Consider the following 5,246-nt stretch of genomic DNA (forward strand, 5'->3'; position numbering starts at 1 on the left):
TTGGGCCTTGAAGCCCAGGCGCCGGCTGTGATCGGGCGCCCGGTGCATGTCCAGACGGTGCGCTTCAATCCCTTTCTGCTGCGTCTGCGTCTTGAGCATCTGGAGGTGGCGGCGGCCCAGGCGGGGCAACCGCCTCAGCTTCAGGTGGACGAACTGTCCCTGTCGCTGGGGTGGTCGTCGCTGTGGCACCGTGCGCCGGTGGTGCGCGCGCTGACCCTGACGCGACCTCGTTTGAGTCTCAGCCGCACGGCCGAGGGGCATTACGACATCGACGATCTGCTCCAGCGCTGGCAGAAGCCGGCGCCAACGTCCGCGTCCACCGAGCCCGCCCGCTTCGCGCTCTACAACCTGCAGATCCAGGACGGGCGGGTCGACGTGGACGATCGCCCCGTGGGCCAACACCATCGGCTGTCCCGGCTGACCCTGGGCCTGCCCTTCATCTCCACGCTCAGTGAGGCGGACGAGAAGATCGAGGTCCAGCCCCGGCTGGCCTTCGACCTGGACGGCAGCCAGTTCGACACCGGTGCCCGCCTGACCCCCTTCGACCCCAAGGCCCCCGAGCAGGTGCATTTGCGCCTGCCGGATCTAGATCTGGCGCATTGGGTGCCTTACCTGCCCGCCGGCCTGCCGTTGAAGTTGCAGCAAGGGCATGTGGCGCTTGACCTGGCACTGGGCATCGAGCAGACCCCTCAGGGCATGGACTGGCGCGTGTCCGGGGACGTGGGTTTGAAGGACCTGGCCCTGCAGTGGCCGAACCAGACCCCGGCCTTGGCGATCCAGGCGCTGAACCTGAAAATCAAGGCGGTGAATCCCCGCAAGCGCCAGCTGGATCTGGAGCAGCTGCAGCTCAAGGGGCTGCGCTTGGCGGCCCGGCGGGATGCGCAAGGCCGCTGGGATTGGCTGGCGCTCACCCGTCCCCCCGCAGGCGCCCGGCAGGCTGCACAGGCATCGGCCTCGGCATCCGCAGCCCTGCCGGCCTAGGTCTACGCTTCGCTCAGTGCAGACGGTCAGGCCGACGAGACCGGCTGGGTGCTGGCCCTGGACCGTCTGACGGTGGAGGACAGTCAGCTGGCACTGGCGGATGCGCTGGCTCGCCCGGCAGGCCAGTGGACGCTGTCGCTGCCCACGGTGTCCGTGCGGAACGCGCACTGGCCCTTGGCCGAGGCGGCCCGTGCCACCGAGGTGCAGGCCCGCTGGAGCCTGGCGGCCGGCGAGAAGGCCGTGCCCTCGGGCGATGCCGAGTTGCAGGGGCGCTTGAGCCGCGACGGCGGTCAACTCGATGTGAAGGCCACCGACTGGCGCGTGGAGGCCTGGCAGCCCTACCTCGCGGCCTATCTGCAGCCCCGCTTGCAGGGGGGCGTCTCGGCCCAGGCACAGCTGCGCTGGCAGGGGGCGCCGGGGGCGCAGTGGCCGACCGTGCAGGTGCCCGAGCTGTCCCTGGACCAATGGAAGGTGCTGGACGGCGACGGGCGTGCCGCCCGCACCGCGGCCGCCTGGGACCGGTTGACCGTGCAGAACGTGACGGTGGACGGTCCGGCGCGGACTGTCGAGGTGGGACAGCTGCGCTGGACGGCGCCCCAGGCCCAGTTGCGTCGGGATGCCCGGGGCGAACTCGATGTGAGCCGCTGGGTCCGCCCGCAGCCTGACCACACCAGCGGGCATGCTGCCGCGGCGGACACGGGCCCGGCCTGGCAGATCGCCCTGGGACAGACCACGCTGGAGAAGGGGCGCCTGCAATGGCGCGATGAGGCACAGGGCGGCGAGCCGATCCAGGTGAACCTCGATGGGCTGGGCCTGCGTGCGGGGGCGCTGCGGTGGCCGGCGGCCAAGGGATCGGCGGTGCCGGTGCAGGGCGAGCTGCGCTGGCTGGCCGCCGAGCGCTCCCGCCGCCCGGGCAGCCTGCGCTGGCAGGGGCAGCTGGGGCTCGACCCCTGGTCATGGAAGGGCCAGGTTCGCGCCGACCAGTTGCCGCTGTCCACGGCTTCGGGCTATCTGGACGGTGGCTGGCCGGTGGCGGTGGACCACGCCCAGGCCAGTGCCCGCCTGCAGACCCGCGTGAGTTGGGCACCCGCCGGGCTCAGCCTGGGGGTGCAGGGCGAGGCCCGGCTCAACGACTTCCGTCTCAACAGCCGCCTGGGGGCGGTCGGCGACGCCGCTGCGGCGGCGCAGGCCGATGAACTGATGAGCTGGCAGTCCCTGGGCCTGACCGGCCTGGACATCCGGATGGCGCCGGGGCAGGCACCGCACTATGGCCTGGGCCAGGTGAGCCTGTCCGATTTCTTTGCGCGCCTGGTGGTCACCGAGCAGGGGCGGCTCAACCTGAACGATCTGGCCGCCCGGCGGGCTGCCGGGCTGGCCGTGGCGGAGGGCGCTCCCAGCCCATCGGCAGCCAACGCGTCCGCGGCCGCAACTGCGGCCACGTCGGCAGCCCCGGTGGCCTCGGCCGCCTCGGCGGTCATCACTGCGGCCCAGGCGCCGTCCACGGCCGGCGTGCCCGCGGCGCTGGCCCCTCAGATCGTCATCGGCGGCGTGGAACTGCTGCGCGGGCGGGTCGACTTCGAGGACCACTTCATCCGCCCCAACTACCGGGCCGATCTGACCGAGCTCAATGGCCGCATCGGCGCCTTCAGCAGCGCCTCGCCGCAGATGGCCACTGTGCAGCTCAGCGGGCGTGCGGCCGGCACGGCCCAGCTGACCATCCAGGGGGCCGTCAACCCGCTGGCCAGCCCGCTGGCGATGGACCTGCAGGCCCGTGCTGCCGACCTGGAGCTGGCGCCCCTGTCGCCCTACGCCGGCAAGTACGCTGGTTATGCCATCGAGCGTGGCAAGCTGACGATGGACGTGGGCTACCGCATCGACCCGGATGGCAAGCTGCAGGCGCGCAACCAGATCATCCTCAACCAGTTGACCTTCGGCGACAAGATCGACAGCCCCGACGCCACCAAGCTGCCGGTGCTGCTGGCCGTGGCCCTGCTGAAGGACCGCAATGGCGTGATCGACCTGGACCTGCCCATCAGCGGCTCGATCAACGACCCGCAGTTCAGCATCGGCGGGCTGATCGTCAAGGTCATCGTCAACCTGCTGGTCAAGGCGATCACCGCGCCGTTCGCCCTGCTGACCGGCGGCGGTGGGTCGGACCTGAGCCAGGTGGCCTTCCTGCCGGGCACGGCGTCCCTGGCGCCAGGCGCCGATGCAGCCCTGGACAAGGTGGCCAAGGCCCTGCAGGACCGGCCTGGCCTGCGCATGACGGTGACCGGCACCGCCGACCCGACGGCCGAGCATGAGGCCCTGCAGGCGGCCTGGGTGCAGCAGCGGGTGCTGGCCGAGCAGCGACGCCTGGCCCTGCGCGAAGGGGCGGCCCCCGATGCCCCGCTGCCCGCGCTGGATGCCGCCACCCGCGGGACCCTGCTGCGGCAGGTCTATGCCGACACCCAACTGTCCGACAAGCCACGCAACGTGCTGGGGCTGGCCAAGGACATTCCGGTGGCCCAGATGGAGGCCCTGCTGCGCAAGGCTGCCCCTGTCAACGAGGACACGGTGCGCCAGCTGGCGCTGGACCGCGGCATCGCGGTGCGGGACGCCTTGCTGGCCCGCGGGCTGCCCAGCGAACGGCTGTTCCTGGCGGCTCCCCGGCCCCACGCCCTGACCCCGCCGACCGGGGAGGGAACCGCGGCCGGTGCCAAGGACTCTCAGCCCTGGCAGCCCAGTGCCCAGCTGAGCCTGGACACCCGCTGATCGCCTTCTTCACCACCGACCGAGGACACCGCCATGGATCGCTCCACCGACACCATCACCCTGGCCGGAGGCTGCTTCTGGTGCCTGGAGGCCGTCTACGAGCAGGTGCGCGGCGTCACCTCCGTGCTGTCCGGCTATGCCAATGGCCAAGTGGAGGCCCCCAGCTACGAACAGGTCTGCACCGGGCGCACCGGGCACGCGGAGGTGGTGCAGTTGCGCTTCGATCCCGCCCAGGTGAGCCTGCGCGAGTTGCTGGAGGTCTTCTTTCTGATCCACGACCCGACCACGCTGAACCGGCAGGGCAACGATGTGGGGACCCAGTACCGCTCGGGCATCTACGTCGAGCGTGACGAGCAGCGCGCCGTGGCCGCCGAGGTGATGGCCGAGGTGCAGGCCCATGTGAAGGACCCGGTGGTGACGGAACTGGAGCCCCTGCGGTCCTTCTGGCCGGCGGAGGACTACCACCAGCACTACTTTGCCAACCACCCGGGCCAGGGCTACTGCGCCTTCGTGGTGGCGCCCAAGGTGGAGAAGTTCCGCAAGACCATGGCGCAGCTGATGCGCTCTTGATGCCCGGGCTGGACCACCGCGGGTTCGTGTCTAGGGTGCCAGTCGCTCGCGCAGCCACTGGCCGTCCACCAGGCGGTAGCACAGCCGGTCGTGCAGGCGCGATTTGCGGCCTTGCCAGAACTCCCAGCGGTCGGGCACGAGGCGGTAGCCGCCCCAGTGCGGCGGGCGCTCGGGGTTCAGGCCATGCTGGGCGGCGGCCTTGGCGGCATTGGCCACCAGCACCGCCCGCGAGCTGATCACCTCGCTTTGCGGTGAGGCCCAGGCGCCCAGGCGGGAATCGAGCGGGCGGGAGGCGTAATAGGCGTCCGATTCGGCGTCGCTGACCTTCTCGACCCGGCCCTCGATGCGCACCACCCGCTCCATCTCCACCCAGTGGAACTGCAGCGCGGCGAAGGGGTTGCCGGCCAGCTCACACCCCTTGCGACTGTGGTAGTTCGTGTACCAGACGATGCCGCGGGCATCGAAGGCCTTGATTAGCACGATGCGGGTGGAGGGGCGCCCCTCGGCCGACACGGTGGCCACCGTCATCGCGTTGGGCTCGGGCACCACGCCCGAGGCCAGGGCTTCCTTCATCCACTGCTCGAACTGTCTCAGCGGCTCGGAGGAAGCCTGCGTCTCCTCCAGCGTGTCGCGCTCGTAACTCTTGCGCAGGTGTCCCAGATCGCTCATTCCGACAGTGTATGCCTGGGGTGGGGCCTTAAGTGATGCTCCCATTGTCCGGATGGCCCGGGCGCCCGAAGCTCTGGGCGTCCTTTCGGCCATCCTGCCTTGCCCACGCCGCCATGAGCGCCACCCCTGCCATCATCGTCACCGTGCCCCAGCCCCCACCGGGGCTGCGGGGCCCTGCGCGGCCGCCCCCGGTGTCCGAGGCCCTGGGGGAACCGCAACGTGCTGGCCCACACCCTGCACCAAGGTGATGGCCAGTTGCCTGCCGGTGATGG

4 protein-coding genes are annotated in these 5,246 nt (G+C 70.9%); 3 read left to right on the forward strand and 1 reads right to left on the reverse strand.

Going from position 1 to position 5,246, the window contains the following annotated elements:
* The 3 genes from I73_RS28300 to msrA all read left to right on the forward strand — a co-directional run.
* A partial coding sequence (locus I73_RS28300; RefSeq protein ID WP_234409526.1) for a DUF748 domain-containing protein occupies positions 1 to 981 on the forward strand: 981 nt, incomplete at its 5' end.
* Between the two features lie 48 nt (positions 982 to 1,029).
* A complete protein-coding gene (locus tag I73_RS15775; protein ID WP_026096810.1) occupies positions 1,030 to 3,735 on the forward strand; it encodes a DUF748 domain-containing protein in 2,706 nt (901 codons plus the stop codon).
* 33 nt (positions 3,736 to 3,768) lie between these two features.
* Positions 3,769 to 4,305 carry a peptide-methionine (S)-S-oxide reductase MsrA gene (gene msrA, locus I73_RS15780; protein ID WP_022981501.1) on the forward strand — a complete coding sequence of 179 codons (537 nt, stop codon included), beginning with the start codon at positions 3,769 to 3,771 and terminating at the stop codon, positions 4,303 to 4,305.
* Positions 4,306 to 4,335: 30 nt separating this feature from the next.
* Here msrA and pdxH read toward each other — a convergent pair whose 3' ends face one another.
* The gene (pdxH, locus tag I73_RS15785; RefSeq protein WP_022981502.1) at positions 4,336 to 4,974 is read right to left on the reverse strand and encodes a pyridoxamine 5'-phosphate oxidase; all 639 of its coding nucleotides are present in this window, start codon (positions 4,972 to 4,974) and stop codon (positions 4,336 to 4,338) included.
* Between the last annotated feature and the right edge of the window lie 272 nt (positions 4,975 to 5,246).

This window comes from Ideonella sp. B508-1 (assembly GCF_000333615.1).
Lineage (GTDB): Bacteria > Pseudomonadota > Gammaproteobacteria > Burkholderiales > Burkholderiaceae_C > Ideonella.

Bases quoted from the DNA above. Each gene is read 5' to 3' on its own strand.
- pdxH (WP_022981502.1), bottom strand. From the start codon at position 4,974: ATGAGCGATCTGGGACACCTGCGCAAGAGTTACGAGCGCGACACGCTG.
- msrA (WP_022981501.1), top strand. From the start codon at position 3,769: ATGGATCGCTCCACCGACACCATCACCCTGGCCGGAGGCTGCTTCTGG.